Source organism: Actinoallomurus sp. NBC_01490 (genome assembly GCF_036227085.1).
GTDB lineage: Bacteria > Actinomycetota > Actinomycetes > Streptosporangiales > Streptosporangiaceae > Actinoallomurus > Actinoallomurus oryzae.
This window is the reverse complement of sequence record NZ_CP109433.1, coordinates 4,159,712-4,174,166: the sequence shown is the minus strand read 5'-3', so window position 1 is coordinate 4,174,166 and position 14,455 is coordinate 4,159,712. Positions and strand designations below refer to the sequence as shown.

Annotated in this window: 16 protein-coding genes and 1 pseudogene; 4 read left to right on the top strand and 13 right to left on the bottom strand. The window is 71.7% G+C overall.

What is annotated here, in order from left to right:
* Window positions 1-39 precede the first annotated feature (39 nt).
* From OG417_RS20015 to OG417_RS19995, 5 genes are all read right to left on the bottom strand, one after another.
* Window positions 40-567, bottom strand: coding sequence for a hypothetical protein (locus OG417_RS20015; protein WP_329258088.1), 528 nt, complete (start codon window positions 565-567; stop codon window positions 40-42).
* 209 nt (window positions 568-776) lie between these two features.
* A complete protein-coding gene (locus OG417_RS20010) occupies window positions 777-1,520 on the bottom strand; it encodes an amino acid ABC transporter ATP-binding protein (protein ID WP_329262407.1) in 744 nt (247 codons plus the stop codon).
* 29 nt (window positions 1,521-1,549) lie between these two features.
* Entirely contained in the window at window positions 1,550-2,458 is a 909-nt protein-coding gene (locus OG417_RS20005; protein WP_329258085.1) for an amino acid ABC transporter permease, read from the bottom strand.
* Window positions 2,459-2,460: 2 nt separating this feature from the next.
* Window positions 2,461-3,411, bottom strand: a complete 951-nt coding sequence (locus OG417_RS20000) for an ABC transporter substrate-binding protein (protein ID WP_329258082.1) — start codon at window positions 3,409-3,411, stop codon at window positions 2,461-2,463.
* A gap of 13 nt (window positions 3,412-3,424) precedes the next feature.
* Window positions 3,425-4,993, bottom strand: a complete 1,569-nt coding sequence (locus tag OG417_RS19995; RefSeq protein ID WP_329258078.1) for an amidohydrolase — start codon at window positions 4,991-4,993, stop codon at window positions 3,425-3,427.
* A gap of 111 nt (window positions 4,994-5,104) precedes the next feature.
* Between OG417_RS19995 and OG417_RS19990 the strand changes: the two genes are divergently transcribed.
* On the top strand, window positions 5,105-5,980 hold the full coding sequence (locus OG417_RS19990; RefSeq protein WP_329258075.1) for a LysR family transcriptional regulator: 876 nt from the start codon (window positions 5,105-5,107) through the stop codon (window positions 5,978-5,980).
* Between the two features lie 79 nt (window positions 5,981-6,059).
* Window positions 6,060-7,529, top strand: coding sequence for an amidase (locus OG417_RS19985; RefSeq protein ID WP_329258072.1), 1,470 nt, complete (start codon window positions 6,060-6,062; stop codon window positions 7,527-7,529).
* Between the two features lie 39 nt (window positions 7,530-7,568).
* Here the strand turns inward: OG417_RS19985 and OG417_RS54360 are convergent.
* Together OG417_RS54360 and OG417_RS19975 are read right to left on the bottom strand one after the other, a co-directional pair.
* Window positions 7,569-7,964 (bottom strand): annotated as a pseudogene (locus OG417_RS54360) (Lrp/AsnC ligand binding domain-containing protein); the annotation flags it as partial.
* Between the two features lie 89 nt (window positions 7,965-8,053).
* Window positions 8,054-8,182, bottom strand: a complete 129-nt coding sequence (locus tag OG417_RS19975; RefSeq protein ID WP_329258065.1) for a hypothetical protein — start codon at window positions 8,180-8,182, stop codon at window positions 8,054-8,056.
* Window positions 8,183-8,610: 428 nt separating this feature from the next.
* On the opposite strand from OG417_RS19975, the gene OG417_RS19970 reads away from it, so the two are divergent.
* Together OG417_RS19970 and OG417_RS19965 are read left to right on the top strand one after the other, a co-directional pair.
* The gene (locus tag OG417_RS19970) at window positions 8,611-9,447 is read left to right on the top strand and encodes a hypothetical protein (protein ID WP_329258062.1); all 837 of its coding nucleotides are present in this window, start codon (window positions 8,611-8,613) and stop codon (window positions 9,445-9,447) included.
* Window positions 9,354-9,941 carry an aspartate/glutamate racemase family protein gene (locus OG417_RS19965; RefSeq protein WP_329262405.1) on the top strand — a complete coding sequence of 196 codons (588 nt, stop codon included), beginning with the start codon at window positions 9,354-9,356 and terminating at the stop codon, window positions 9,939-9,941. Before OG417_RS19970 ends, OG417_RS19965 begins: the two co-directional genes overlap by 94 nt.
* A gap of 113 nt (window positions 9,942-10,054) precedes the next feature.
* Here the strand turns inward: OG417_RS19965 and OG417_RS19960 are convergent, their stop codons facing one another.
* The 6 genes from OG417_RS19960 to OG417_RS19935 form a co-directional block, all read right to left on the bottom strand.
* Complete coding sequence (locus OG417_RS19960) at window positions 10,055-10,426, bottom strand: PH domain-containing protein (RefSeq protein ID WP_329258060.1); 372 nt, start codon at window positions 10,424-10,426, stop codon at window positions 10,055-10,057.
* Window positions 10,427-10,484: 58 nt separating this feature from the next.
* Window positions 10,485-11,360 carry an ATP phosphoribosyltransferase gene (hisG, locus tag OG417_RS19955; protein ID WP_329258057.1) on the bottom strand — a complete coding sequence of 292 codons (876 nt, stop codon included), beginning with the start codon at window positions 11,358-11,360 and terminating at the stop codon, window positions 10,485-10,487.
* A gap of 51 nt (window positions 11,361-11,411) precedes the next feature.
* Window positions 11,412-11,924: a 6,7-dimethyl-8-ribityllumazine synthase gene (gene ribH / locus OG417_RS19950; protein ID WP_329258054.1), complete on the bottom strand. Its 513-nt coding sequence runs from the start codon at window positions 11,922-11,924 to the stop codon at window positions 11,412-11,414.
* Complete coding sequence (locus OG417_RS19945) at window positions 11,921-13,129, bottom strand: bifunctional 3,4-dihydroxy-2-butanone-4-phosphate synthase/GTP cyclohydrolase II (protein ID WP_329258051.1); 1,209 nt, start codon at window positions 13,127-13,129, stop codon at window positions 11,921-11,923. Before OG417_RS19945 ends, ribH begins: the two co-directional genes overlap by 4 nt.
* The gene (locus tag OG417_RS19940) at window positions 13,126-13,773 is read right to left on the bottom strand and encodes a nicotinamide mononucleotide transporter family protein (RefSeq protein ID WP_329258048.1); all 648 of its coding nucleotides are present in this window, start codon (window positions 13,771-13,773) and stop codon (window positions 13,126-13,128) included. The genes OG417_RS19945 and OG417_RS19940 overlap by 4 nt, the downstream gene beginning before the upstream one ends.
* 82 nt (window positions 13,774-13,855) lie before the next feature.
* Entirely contained in the window at window positions 13,856-14,455 is a 600-nt protein-coding gene (locus tag OG417_RS19935) for a riboflavin synthase (RefSeq protein ID WP_329258046.1), read from the bottom strand.

The window sequence follows — 14,455 nt, the reverse complement described above, 5'->3', positions numbered from 1 at the left end:
CCATACGGGAACGCCGCAGCGTCCCGGTGGACGCCGCGGTCAACGGCTGAGCGCGTGAGAACCCGTGCTGGAGGGTGGGCCCCGGACCTGAACGTCGGAGGCGGGTACGGCCGGCCGAACGATGGCGGGTTCGGCCGCGACGCCGGCCGGGCGCGGGTCGGCGCCGGTCAGGGGACCGCGAGACGGGAGAGTGCCGGCGGTCTGCGGCTGGACGTGATCGGTCGCGTGCTGCGCCGAGGCGGCGTTCCGCTGCGCAGCGCTGCGGGCGGCCTCGATCGAACGCCGGGCCGCGGGCAGCGCTCCGGTGGACACCGCGCCGGGCGAGCGGGCGATGGTCAGGGAGATGGCGACGGGCCGTTCCGAAGAACGGTGACCACGGCCAAGAGCGGTGCCCGGCGCCGTGGAGCCCCGGAAGCCCGGAGAGTCCGCGGCGGCCGCAGTGGTCGTACTGAGGCCCTGAACGATCGCGGTTCCGGGAAGCGCCGCGACGGACGCGGACGTGACGAAGCCGAAGAAACCAGCCAGGAGCACGAAAAGCCGTCGACGGCGGGTGATGTGACCGTTCATCCCGACCCCTGACGACAAAGGCGTACCCGCGCAGTCTAGCCCCCGCCGGCTACCGGGCGCCGTTTCTTCGCGCGGCACTCAGCCCGCATCCGAAGCTCGCCGGCAAAAAGGCGAAGCGTCACCTCGACGTCCCTTGTAACCCGATCAGCCTCACTGTTTGTGAGACCCCCATCGCCCCCGGGCGGAAGGGGCCTGGCCGACGGGCGGGGTCATTCAGTCCTGGAGCTGAGCACGCTGGACAGGAACGCCCTGGTCCGGTCGTGCCGGGGGCCGGCCAGGAGCGCGCCGGGACGGTCGTGCTCGACGACCACGCCGTCCGCGAAGAAGGACAGCCGGTCGCCGACCTCCCTCGCGAAGGCGATCTCGTGGGTCACCACGAGCATCGTCATGCCCTCGGCGGCGAGCCTCTTCATGACCTCAAGGACCTCGTCGACGAGTTCGGGGTCCAGCGCGGAGGTCGGCTCGTCGAACAGCATCAGCGCCGGGTTCATCGCCAGCGCCCTGGCGATCGCCACCCGCTGCTGCTGGCCGCCGGACAGCTGGCGGGGCCGCTTGTGCGCATGGTCGGCGAGGCCGACCCGGTCCAGGTGCTCCATCGCCAGCTTCCGCGCCCGGTCCGGCGGTGTGCCCAGCACGTGGATGGGGCCGCAGGCGACGTTGTCCAGCGCGCTCTGGTGGGCGAACAGGTTGAAACGCTGGAACACCATGCCGATGTTCCTGCGGAAGGCGGCGAACTCCTTGGGCGTCCACGGGTGGTACCGGCCGTCGCGCAGGCTGTGGCCGACCTCCTCGCCGAGCACCCGCAGGCTGCCGCCGAGCACCGGCTCCAGGCCGTTGACACACCGCAGGAACGTGGACTTCCCCGAGCCCGACGGGCCGATGATGCAGCTCACCTCGCCGGAGGCCACGGTGAAGTCCACCCCGTTGAGGACCTGCGCGTCTCCGTAGCTCATCCGGACGCCCGAGGCCTGCACGACGGCGTTCACGCGGCCACCTTCGGCAGGACCCGGGCCGCCAGCCCGCCACCGCGCGCCAGCCGTACGGCGTCGGACCCGAACCGGCGCTCCAGCCTGCCCTGCAGGAACGTCGCCACGGCGGTCATGAGCATGTACCACAGGCTCGCCACGATCAGTAGCTCCATGATCAGATTGTTCGCCTTGTAGATCTGGCTGGCATTGGTCATCAGGTCGTGCCCGGCGACCACGTAGACCAGCGAGGTGGTCTTCAGCATGGAGATGAACTCGTTGCCCGTCGGCGGGATGATGATGCGCAGCGCCTGCGGCAGGACGATGACCCGCATGCGCTTGGCCGGGGTCATGCCGAGTGCGTACGCCGCCTCGGTCTGGCCGTGGTCGACGGCCTGGATGCCGGCGCGTACGGTCTCGGCGAAGTAGGCCGCCAGGTTCAGCCCGAGGCCGAGCATGGCCGCGGTGAAGCCGGTCATCACCTGGTTGGTGTCCCACATCACGCCGATCATGGTGAAGGGGATCTTGAGGACCAGCCTCGGGAAGAGGAACGCCAGGTTGTACCAGAAGATGAGCTGCACGAGCACGGGTGTGCCGCGGAAGAACCAGATGTAGAACGTGGCCATCCAGCTGAGCACCGGGTTGTGCGACAGCCGCGCGATCGCGATCACTACGCCGAGCACCAGCCCGAGGACCGTCGCCAGCAGGGAGATCTCGATGGTGACCCAGACCCCGGCCAGGATCCGGTCGTTGAACAGGTATCCGGCGACCTTGCCCCAGTGCAGGCGCGGGTTGTCCACGACCAGGTAGACGAGCCAGCCGGCGACCGCGAGCGCGACCGCGCCGGCCAGCCAGCGGCCCCAGTGCCAGGTCCGCGCGACGGGGACGAGCGTGCCGGACGGGTCGGCGATCGGTTCGGTGCGCATGGTCACTTACCGCCGTTGATCACGGCGGACTGGACGGCCAGCTTGTCCAGGTTCCACGCTTTGAGGAGCTTGCCGTACTCACCGCTGCGGATGAGCGAGTCCAGCGCGCCCTTGACGGAGTCGACGAGCTGCTTGTTGTCCGGCCTGATCCCGATGCCCCATGGACTCTCGGTGCCGTCGAGCGCGACCGCGTCGACCGCGAGCTTGGGATCGGCGGCCTTGCTGGCGGCCACCACGTAGTCGGTGATGCTGGCCTGCGCGCGCCCGCCGGTGACCTGGAGCAGGGCCTCCTGGTCGCCGGGGAACTTCAGGATGTTCACGGCGGCCGAGCCGGCCTTCTTGCAGTCGGCGGCGTACCGCTCGGCCAGGTTCAGCGAGGAGCCGTTGTCCACCACGGAAACCGTCTTGCCGCACAGGTCCTTCGGCCCGGCGATGCCGGCCGGGTCGCCCTTCTTGACCAGCAACCCGGCGCCCGCGCGTACGTAGTCGACAAAGGTGATCTGGCCCTCCCGCTCCGGCGTGTCGGACATCGAGGAGATGACGAAGTCGTAGCGGCCGGAGAGCACACCGGGGATCTGGGAGTTGAACTCCTCGTCGGTGATGGTCACCTTGACGCCGAGCTTCCGGGCGATGGCTCTGGCGAGGGCGGGGTCGAAGCCGATCGGCGTCTTACCGTCGGTGGCGAACAGCTCCATCGGCGGGTAACCGATGGACGAGACGACCTTCAGCCCGCCGGACTTCACGCTCGACGGCACCTTGGCCGCCAGGTCCTGGTCGGGGGTGATGGCGTCGATGACGCCGGCCGCCTTCTCCTCGGTGGGGGCCTTGTCGAGGACGACGGACTTCCGGTCGGACGCGCCGGCGTCCAGAGGTTTGGCGCCGCACGCCGCGGTGGCCGCCAGCAGGGCGCCGGCGGCGAGCGCGGTCAGCGTGGTGAGGATCCGGGTGTTCAACGGGGGCGCTCCTTCAGATTCGCCGCCAGCGGACGTCGCCGCCGACGACGGTGGTCAGGACCTGGGTGCGCAGCACCGCGTCCGCCGACTCCCGGTAGGGGTCGGTGTCCACCGCGATGAAGTCGGCGAGCTTGCCCGGCGCGAGGACGCCCTTGTGGCCCTCCTCGCCCGCGGCGTAGGCCGCGCCCAGGGTGTGGGCGGTGATGGCCTCGGCCATGCTCAGCCGCTGCTCGGGCTGCCAGCCGCCGGCGGGGGTGCCGTCGGGGCGGGTACGGGTCACCGCGGCGTACAGCGCGGCGAACGGGTCGGGGTGCTCGACGGGAGCGTCGGAGCCGAAGGCGAGCGCGACACCGGCGTTCAGCATCCCGCGCCAGGCGTACGAGGCCAGCTCGTGCCCGGCCAGCAGGGAGTCGACCAGGTCGATGTCGCTGGTGCAGTGCACCGGCTGCATCGAGGCGACGATGCCCAGCCTGGCCATCCTGGCCAGGTCGCCGGGCCGCAGGTGCTGGGCGTGCTCGATGCGGTGCCGCAGCCCCGCCGTGGGGCCGATCGCCTCGTAGGCGTCGATGACCAGATGGTTGGCCTGGTCGCCGATGGCGTGCGTGGCCACCGCGATGCCGGCGCCCGCGGCCCTGGCGAACAGCTTCACCAGGTCCTCGTACGGCGTGACGGCGATGCCGACGTTGCCCTGTTCGCCGGCGAAGGACTCGCTCATGTGGCAGGTGTGCGAGCCCAGTGCCCCGTCGCTGAAGATCTTCACGGGGCCGGTGCGGAACCAGTCGTCGCCCTGCCCGGTACGCCGCCCCTCGGCGATGGCCGTGTCCAGGTGGATCATCGGGATCGCCTTGTGCACGCGCAGCTTCAGCTCCCCGTCCGCGTGCAGTTGCCGGTAGGCGGCCCGGCAGTCCTCGCCGTCGATGTCGTGCACGCTGGTCAGGCCGAGCGCGAGCAGCTCCTCCTGCGCGGCGCGAAGCTGGTCGCGCAGGTCGGCGGAGACCATGAGGTCGCGCAGCGGGTAGGACGCCGACTCGCGCAGGATGCCGGTCGGCTCCCCGCTCGCGTCCCGGACGATCTCGCCGCCGACCGGGTCGGGGGTGCCGGCGTCGATACCGGCCAGCCGCAGGGCCGCGGAGTTGGCCCACACGGTGTGGCCGTCGACGCTGGGCAGCGCGACCGGCAGTTCGGGGCAGACCGAGTCCAGCGCGTAGCGGTCCGGCTGGGCCGGCGGATCCCACGTGTTGCTGTTCCACCGGCCGCCGAACAGCCAGGCGCCCGGTCGCAGCCGCGCCGCGTGCGCGGCCACCCTCGCCAGCGCGTCGTCGAGCGAGCGCACGTCGCGCAGGTCGACCGCGTCCAGGCTCTGGGCGTACTGCGCGGTGTGGATGTGGGCGTCGTAGAGGCCGGGGAGCACCGCGGCGCCCTCCAGGTCGATCAGCTCCGCGCCCGGCCCCGCCGCCTCGCGCACCTCCGCCTCCGTGCCGACGGCCAGCAGGCGTTCGCCGTCCACTGCCATGGCCTGGGCCGACGGGTTGCCGCTGTCTCCGGTGCGGATGGCGGCGTTGCGGTACACGCGGATGCTCATGTGCGACCCTCACGGGCTCGAGTGACAGTGGCCATCACTGTAGGAGTGGCGAAAAGAAGGCGAAAGCGCTAGAAAGACGACATTTAGCAGCCGTGAGAACAAGGAACTCTTATGCTGAAACCGGAGCACTTGCGTACGCTCCGTGAGGTCGTTCAGCTGGGCTCCTTCGCCGCCGCGGCCAACCGGCTCGGGTACACCTCGTCCGCCGTCTCCCAGCAGATGGCCGCGCTGGAGCGGAAGATGGGCGTGAAGCTGTTCGAGCGCTCCGCCCACAGCGTGCTGCCGACCAACGCCGCCCTGGTGCTGGCCAGGCAGGCCGAGATCGTGCTCATCGACATCGAGCGCATGGTCGCGACCGTCCAGGCCGCGCACCGCGACAGCGAGCGGCAGGTGCATCTGGGCGTCTTCCCCAGCTTCACCGACGTGCTGACCGGTGTCCTGCGGCGGATGGACCCCGCCGACCGCGCCGGCATCAGGGTCTCGGTCGCCGAGTCCTCCCAGCTCATCCCGCATCTCGGCGCCGGCGGCGAGATGGACGCGGCGATCGTCTACCAGGTGGGCAACATCGGCCTGTCGTGGCCGTCGGCGCTGGACCGGCGCTGGAACGCCGAGGACCGCTACAAGCTCGTCCTCCCGCGCTGCTGGCCCGACCTGGCGCCCTACCGGGTCGAGCAGCTCGCCGACCTGCGGTGGATCATGCATCACCCGGGCACCGGCGACGCCACCTTCTTCGACGGCGTGTTCGCCCGCTGGGATCTGCACCCCAGGGTGGCCGGCTACTCCGACGACTTCAAGATCACGATGGCCATGATCGGGGCGGGGCTGGGCGCGGCGTTCGTCCCCGACCTCGCCCTGCGCGGGCACGGCCCGGACGTCGTGGTCGCCGACGTGCCGTGGCTGAACACCAGCCGCAGCATCTTCACCCTCGTCCGCCCCGAACGCGAGAACGCCCGCCTGCGTCTCCTGCTGGACGCGCTGGCGATGTGACCGCGGGCCCGCACCGGCCGGCGCGGATGTCGCCGGACGCACCCGCCCCTTTTGCGGGCGGGGGTCCGTCTGCCAGCATGTGCCGGATCATCGGCGCGACCGGCCGGTGCCCGCGACACCGCCCGAACTGTGGGCCTGGACGTTCGTGGTCAAGGACATGATCGATGTCGCCGGCCTGCACACGACCCGCGGGTCGGTCCTGTACGGAGCCGAGGAGGCGCTGACCACCGCACCGTGCGTCGAACCGCTCGAGCGTGCCGGGGCGCTCCTGGTGGGCAAGGCGAACCAGCACGAGTTCGCCTGGGGCGTCACCAGCGAGCACCCGCACTGGGGCGACGTGCGCAACCCGCGCCATGAGCACCTGGCTCCCGGCGGCTCGAGCGGCGGGACGGCGGCGGCGCTCGCCGCCGGAATCACCCGGTTCGGTCTCGGCACGGACACCGGCGGCTCGGTACGGATCCCGGCGGCCTGCTGCGGCGTCGTCGGACTGCGCCCGAGGGTCGGTGCCGTTCCGGCCGAGGGAGTCGCGCCCCTCGCCCCGATGTTCGACGTGGTCGGGCCGATGGCCACCTCGGTCGCCGACTGCGCACGCGTGTGGGGGGTGATGTCCGGTGCGGCCGTCGAGTCGCCGCGCTCGCAGTCGGGGCTGGTCGTCGGCGTCGCCGACGGGTGCGCGCAGGCCGGGGAGTTCGCCGACCTGGGCGCCGAGGTCCGTGAGATCGACCTGCCGCATGAGATCCTCGCCCCGGACTGGACGATCGTCGGCGCGCAGGCCCGGCGCACCCACGAGGGCACGTACCCGGCGAACGCCGCGAGCTACAGCGCCGGCGTACGGCGAAAGCTCGACGACGCCGGGATCGGCCACCGGGACCACCGCCGGGCCGTCGAGGAGCTCTCCGCCGTCCGGGCCGCGTTCTCCGCGAAGATGGCCGGCATCGACGTCCTGATCACGCCGACGCTCGGCGGCCCCGCGCCGCGAGCCGGGTGTGACGAGGCCGCCGTCCGCGGCGAGGTCGGCCGGATCACCGCCGTCGTGTCCGCGCTCGGCCTGCCCGCACTGGCCATCGGCGATTTGCAGGTGGTCGGGCGCAGCGAGTCCGCGGTGCTGCGGGCCGGCTGTGCCGGGAGGCCCGTGGCGGCACGATCCCCGCGCCACGCTGAACCTCACGTACGCGACGACAGGCTCCACGGGTCCACCGGGACGACGCCGGCGCAGCGGCCGGCGGGGTCGAGGAGCCGCCCGTACAGCTTCGACTGCCGCAGGACGAGCTGCCGGTCATCGATGCGCACGTACGGGAACCGCTCCTCCAGGCGCACCACCAGCGGGTGCAGGTCGGAGACCGTGTGCAGGCCGACCGTGAGGAGCATGTTCCGGCTCCCCGCGAGCGCGGCGCAGGTCCGGGTCTCCGGCCAGTCGAGCAGCGCCCGCCCCGTCTCCTCCAGCAGCCCGTCCGGCATCTTCAGCCACAGCACCGCCGAGGAGTGCCAGCCCGCGTGCGCGCGCCAGGTCGCAGCGGAAGTCGATGTCGCCGCCGGCGACCAGGCGTGACGCCCTTCGCTGAACCGTGCGCTCGGGCTTGCCGACGGCTTCCGCCAGGTCCGCGTAGCCCGCGCGGCCGTCCACGAGCAGGGCCTTGAACAGCAGGCGGTCGGTCTCGTCCATCGGCCGGCTGGACGACGGCGGCCCGGGGTGCCGGACCAGCGTGCGCGCGGACCGCGGCGGCAGCACGCGCAGCCGCCAGCGGCGCGACGCCTCGAAGACGCGCGTGGCGACATGGGTGCGTACCTTCGCCACGCCGGGCACCCGCGGCAGGTCCGTGAGCAGATGGTCCGCCAGCGCCGGCATCGACGCGGCGACCGCGATCACGAACAGGTCGTGACCGGCCGCGACGTGCTGCACGGTGATGAGGTGTTCCGCCGTCGCGAGCGTGGAGGCGACCTCGACCGCCGCCCCGGCCTCGCAGTCGATCTCCAGGAACGCCATGCTCATCGCCTGGAGCCCGCGCCGCCCCAGGGCGACGGTGGTCCACGCCTCTCCCGCGTCGCTCAGCCGCTGCCAGCGCCGCGCCGCCGTCACCGGGTCCGCACCGATCGCCGCGCCGCGTCCACCCAGCTCGCGCGCGGATTGATCTGGAGCGCGTCGATGATCTCGAGGTCGGTCTCCGACAGCAACCGCCGCGGCTCGACGTCGGAATCCTGCATCTGTAGTCCGTAGGTGTCGTATCCCTGCATCTGAACGCCGCGCTCACGTTATCCCTCGATCCTTGGCGCCGGCGGAGGTCCCCGGCCCGCCGCCGGCCCGCCTGGAGGGAGAGCGCGCTTGCCGACGACCTGGCCTCGCGACTGCGACCTGGTGCTCGCCGGCGGGCGGGTCGTCGACCCCGAATCCGGCCTGGACAGGGTCACGGACGTCGCCATCAGGGGCGGCACGATCACGGCCGTCGGCGAGTCGTCCGGCTTCCGGGCGTCCCGAACGCTGGACGTGTCCGGTCACGTGGTCACCGCCGGGTTCGTCGACCTGCACAGCCACGCGCAGACCATTCCGTCCCTGCGGCTCCAGGCGCTGGACGGGGTCACCACCGCGCTGGAGCTGGAGTCCGGCGCGGGCGACCGGGCGGGACCCGGTCATCGTGGCCACGGGCGAGCGTTCTGCGGACGCGGACGCGGACGCGGACCGGCTCCGGCGGATCCGGCGCGACGCCCCGGGCGCGCTGGCCGTCGTCCACTACCTCGACGAGGGCCGCGAACCGGAACTGGCCGTGCTCCGGCGTGCGCTGCTGCTCGACGACACCGCGGTCGCCTCGGACGCCGTTCCCTTCGTGGACGCGGGCGGCCGGCCCATCGAGGGCGACCGTGCCATGCCGCCCGATGCCCTCTCCCATCCGCGCAGCTCCGGCACGTTCTCGCGGTTCCTGCGCACGATGGTGCGGGAGACGGCCGTGCTGTCGCTGAGGGAGGCGTTGCGACGGTGCTCGCTGCTGCCCGCGACGTTCCTCCAGACCGCCGCCCCGGCGATGGCCCGCAAGGGCCGCGTACGGGCGGGCTACGACGCCGACCTCGTGGTCTTCGATCTCGCCGAGGTCGCCGAGGTCGACGTACGGCGCCCCGGCCCGATCATCGGTCGGTTTCAAGCACGTGCTCGTCGGCGGGCAGGCCGTGGTCCGCGATGGCGCCCTGGTGCCCTCCGCCCTTCCCGGCCGCGCCATCGTCGGTGGAATCGGTCGGGGTGGGTTGGTCGGGGAGGAACAGTGAGCGGGCCTCGTCTGGTCGGTGTCATGGGCGGTATGGGCCCGGCGGCCACCGTCGACTTCTACGGCAAGCTCGTGGAGGAGACGGCGGCCACCTGTGACCAGGGTCACGTGCCCGTCGGGATCTGGGGCGACCCCGCGTCCCCGACCGTTCCCACAGCCTGCTCGGCGGCGGCGAGGACCCGACCCTGTACCTGCGGCACGGCGTCGAGGGCCTGAGGCGGGCAGGGTGTGAGGTGCTCGCCGTGCCGTGCAACACCGCGCACGCGTTCGTCCCGCGCCTGGCGGACGAGGCCGGGCTGGAGCTGGTGAGCATGATCGAGGTCACCGCCGACGCCCTCACGGCCGACGGGGTCCGCGCCGCCGGCGTGCTCGCCACGTCGGGCACTCTGCGCGCGGGCCTGTACGCGGACGCGCTGCGGCGCCGCGGCGTGGCGGTGATCGAACCGGACGAGCACGGCCAACGGCAGGTCATGGCCGCCATCCGCGCCGTCAAGGGCGGTGACGCCGACCCGGCCCACCGGCGGGCGTTGACGGAGGTCTCCCGCTCCCTCACCGATCGCGGCGCGGAGCGGATCGTCACCGCGTGCACCGAACTCGTCCTGGTCCTGGACGACTCCGGCGTCTCCGTCCCGGTGATCGACCCCGCCCGCCTGCTGGCCCGCCGGGTCGCCGCCGTCGCGCTCGGCCGGGAGGTGAGATCGTCCAGGTGAACGTCCGCTCGTAGGGGAACCGCCCCCGGCCGTCCGGCGGTGACCCGGACGCGCGCGAGGACGCGCGGGATCCCCGCCACGATCAACCCGCGCCGGACGCGGAGCGGCCGTGGTCAGGCCTCGCGGGCCTCGCCGCGTTCGTGGACCAGCGCGGTGAGCTCGGCGACCGCGTACCGGGCGCGGTCGCCGTCGGAGGACTGGATGCCCATCGCCGGCACGGTCGAGCCGTCGGCCAGGTCCAGCGTCGGCCACGGCGCGCCCTCCGGCATCGACACGCCCAGGATCTCGGCCCACTCGTACTCGTGCGTCCGCAGGCCGTTGACCACCGTCACGCCGCGGTCGTCGGCGGTGACCCGGCTGCGCGCCAGGATGTGCAGGATCCCCGCCACGATCAGGCCGACCACGACGAAGCCGAGCCGATCGCCGAGCCCCCAGTTGGACGGCATGCCCACGGCGAGGGCGACCATTCCGGCCACGACCACCACCGCAAGAACGTACGGAATGAATCGGGCACGGCGCGGTCGCCACGTCGCCGCGGTCACCTCAGTCGACGATCTTGCTGATCGGGATCTCGAGGATGTCGCAGCCGCCGGCCGCCTTGATCGCCGGGATGAGGGTGTTGACGCCGTGCTTGGCCACGACGCTCTCCACCGCGTGCATCTCACCGCCGGCCAGCCGGGTGACCGTCGGGGACGACATCGACGGCATGATGCTCAGGACGTCCTGCAGCTGCGCGTCGGAGACGTTGAGCTTGAGCAGGACGTTGCCGCGGGCCCGGATCGCGCCCTGCAGCAGCAGCGCGATGTCCTCCATGGCGGCCCGCTTGTTCGGGTCCTCGTACGCCTCGCGGTTGGCCACCAGCTCGGTGTAGCTCACCAGCAGCGTGTCGAGGATGCGCAGGCCGTTCTTGCGGAGGGAGGACCCGGTCTCGGTCAGGTCGACGATCGCGTCGACGATGTCGGGCACCTTCGCCTCGGTCGCGCCGTACGAGGGCACCACCCGGGCCTTGACGCCGTGCTCGGTCAGGAACCGCTCGGTCAGCGCCGGGAACTCCGTGGAGATCCGCACCCCTTCGGGCAGGTCCTCCACCGACTGCCAGGGGGCGTCGTTCGGCACGGCCATGATGACGCGCACCGGGTTGGAGGTCGCCTTGGAGTACTTCAGCTCGCCGAGCGAGACGACGTCGGACTGCGTCTCGGTGATCCAGTCACGGCCGGTGATGCCGAGGTCGAAGAGCCCCTGTTCGAGGTAGGTGGGGATCTCCTGCGGGCGCAGCACGCGGACGCGGTCGATGCGCGGGTCGTCGACCGACGCGCGGTAGTCACGATCGGAGCCACGGCGGACCGTCAGGTCGGCGGCGTCGAACAGCTCGAACGTCGCCTTCTCCAGCGAGCCCTTGGGAAGCACGAGTGACAGCACGGTGAAAAGACCTTCCTTGAGGATGAGAGATCGGTATCGCGGCGTGGAGACTCAGGAGCCTTGATGCTCCGCGTGATGCCGCGCGTGACCGTGATGCCGCAGGCCCCTCAAGGTCAGTGCCGTATCGAGTGCGGCCACGGTCGCCTCCCATCCTTTGTCTTCGCTGCTGTCCGGCCGACCGCAGCGGTCCAGTGCCTGGTCAAGCGTCTCACAGGTTAGTACGCCATTGCCGATGGGTGCGCCCTCATCGAGGGCAACCCTCGTCAAACCCGCCGTTACCGAATCGCATACATAGTCAAAATGGGGCGTACCTCCCCTGATCACGGCGCCGAGACAGACGACCGCGTCGTGATCACGGGCGAGCTGCTGGGCGACGACCGGCAGTTCGAGCGCGCCCGCGACGCGGACGACGACGGGCTCGGGCAGACCGCACTCCTTGGCGGCGGCCAGCGCGCGTTCGAGCAGCCGGTCGGTGACCTGACCGTTCCAGCGGGCGGCGACCACGCCCAGGCTCAGCCCGGACGCGTCGACGGCCGGGGCTTCGGGACGTCCCATACCGCTCATGACAGCTCTCCGATGTGGTGGCCGAGGCGGTCGCGCTTGGCCGTGAGGTAACGACGGTTGTACTCGGTGACGACGACGGGCAGGGGCGTACGGCCGCGCACCTCGACGCCGAAGCCCTCCAGGCCCGCGAGCTTGAGCGGGTTGTTGGTCAGCACGCGCACCGACCGGACGCCGAGGTCGGCCAGCATCTGCGCGGCGTTGACGTACTCCCGCGAGTCGACCGGCAGGCCGAGCTCGATGTTGGCGTCCACGGTGTCGGAGCCGTCGTCCTGCCGCGCGTAGGCCTGGAGCTTGGCGAGCAGGCCGATCCCCCGGCCCTCGTGCCCGCGCAGGTAGAGGATGACGCCCCGGCCCTCTTCGGCGACCGCCGCCATCGCCGCGTCGAGCTGGGTGCCGCAGTCGCAGCGCTGGGAGCCGAGCACGTCGCCGGTGAGGCACTCCGAATGCACCCGGATCAGCACGTCCTCGCCGTCGCCGAGGTCGCCGAGGACGAGCGCGAGGTGCTCGCCGCCGTCGACGGAGCTGGAGTACCCGACCGCACGCCACATGCCGTGCCGGTTGGGGATGCGCGTCTCGGCGACCCGCTCGACCACCCGCTCGGTCCGCTTGCGGTACGCCGTGAGCTGCTCGATGGAGATCAGCTTCAGGTCGTGCTCCTTGGCGAACACCTCCAGCTGCGGCAGCCGCGCCATCGTGCCGTCGTCGTTGACGACCTCGGCGAGGACGCCGGCCGGGTGCAGCCCGGCGAGCCGGGCCAGGTCGACCGCGGCCTCGGTGTGCCCGCGGCGCCGGAGGACGCCGCCCTCGTGGTAGCGCAGCGGGAAGACGTGGCCGGGCCGCACCAGCTCGTACGGCTCGGTCGCCGAGTCGCACAGCCGCCGGATCGTGGTGGCGCGGTCGGCCGCGGAGATGCCGGTGCTCACGCCGTCGCGCGCGTCCACGCTGATGGTGTACGCCGTGCGCATCCGCTCGCTGTTCTGCGCGGTCATCAGGGGGATGTTGAGGCGGTCGAGATCGGCGCCCTCCATCGGCACGCAGATCACGCCGCTGCTGTAACGGATCGTGAAGGTGAGCAGCTCCGGGGTCGCCTTGGCGGCCGCGAAGATGATGTCGCCCTCGTTCTCCCGGTCGGCGTCGTCGACCACCACCACGGCCTTGCCCGCCGCGATATCCGCGATCGCTTCTTCCACCGTGTCGAAACTCATGCCGCCACCGCCTCCAGTTCGGCGTACCGCCGCTGCCGGCGGTATTGGTTGATCCAGTTACGGAACCCGGCGAGGACCATCACGAAGAAGATCACGTACGCCGCCCCGGAGACGTACAGGCCGGACTTGATCGCCAGGGGCACACCCACGAGGTCCACCAGCACCCAGATGACCCAGAAGTCGACGAGGGCGCGGCTCTGCGCGAACGTCGCGACCGCGCTGCCCGCGAAGATGTACGCGTTCGCCGTCGGGGACCAGGTGATCTGCAGCCAGGAGATGTTCGCGAACAGCAGCGCCAGGGCCGCCGTGCCGGCGGCCAGCGCCACGACGAGCACGACGCGCTCACGTGCGGTGGCCGGGCGCACCGGCAGGCCGTCGCTCTCGCGGATGCCGCGCAGCCACTTCACCCAGCCGTAGGAGACCAGCGCGACGAACAGCACCTGCTTGAGGGCGTTGCCGGGGGCGTGCGCGCTCACCGAGGCGGTGAACAGCAGCACCGCGCCGGCGAGCTGGACCGGCCACGTCCAGATGGTGCGCCTGATCGCCAGCCAGACCGTCGCCAGGGAGAACACGTTGCCCAGCAGGTCGGTCCACAGCACCTTCTCGCCGAGGACCGTGACACCCGCCTGCGCCCAGGAGCTCATGAGCCCTCCTCCTTCGCCCCACCCCGCGGGATCGGAGGAGTGATCCTCCGGCGCGTGTTCCCGATTCGCTCACGTCGTTCGCTCATGGCCTGCTCCCGGCGGCGACGAGCCGCTCGACGTACTTGGCCACGACGTCGACCTCGAGGTTGACCGGGTCGCCGGGGCGCTTGCGGCCGAGCGTGGTCAGCTCCAGCGTCGTGGGGATCAGGGCGACCGTGAACGCGTCGTCGCGGGCCTCGACCACGGTGAGGCTGATGCCGTCGACGGTGATCGAACCCTTCTCCACCACGTAGCGGGCGAGGTCCGCCGGCAGGCCGATCGTCACGACGTCCCAGCGGTCGCCGGGCTCGCGGGAGACGATCTCGCCGACGCCGTCGACGTGGCCCTGGACGATGTGGCCGCCGAGCCGGTCCGCCGGGCGTACGGGCCGTTCGAGGTTGACCGGTGATCCGGGGCCCAGCGCGGCGAGGGAGGAGCGGTCGAGGGTCTCCTTCATCACGTCGACCGTGAAGGCGTCGTCCTTGACGTCGGTGACGGTGAGGCAAACCCCGTTGACCGCGATGGACGCGCCGTGGACGGCGTCGGAGACGACCAGCGGGCCGCGTACGGTGAGCCGGGCGGAGTCGCCCTCGCGCTCGAGCGCGACGATCTCCCCCAGCTCCTCGACGATTCCGGTGAACAC